General features: G+C 37.8%; 1 pseudogene. It reads left to right on the top strand.

The features are described from left to right. Nucleotides 1–11: 11 nt before the first annotated feature. Nucleotides 12–246: pseudogene (locus GQ589_RS12120) on the top strand (hypothetical protein); the annotation flags it as partial.

The following is a 246-nucleotide window of genomic DNA, read 5'->3' as shown; positions in this document are numbered from 1 at the left end:
ACCCAGTGGCGATGATTGATTATTTTAATATTGAAACAACACTTTGGCATGAGCCGTTAAAAAACCCTCAAAGGACGCTTTATAATTCATATAAAACTGAAAGAGAGTTTAATGGTGCTTTTGGTTTTGTGAGAGATGGAGGGGCAAAATCACATGCGGGCTTAGATATATTTGCTGATATCAATACCCCTTGTTATGCGTGTTTAGACGGTAAAGTAGTGGGCTACATTGCTGAAGTTAAGGATA

This window comes from Gilliamella sp. Pas-s27 (assembly GCF_009795865.1).
Lineage (GTDB): Bacteria > Pseudomonadota > Gammaproteobacteria > Enterobacterales > Orbaceae > Gilliamella.
This window is presented reverse-complemented; position numbering and strand designations above follow the sequence as displayed.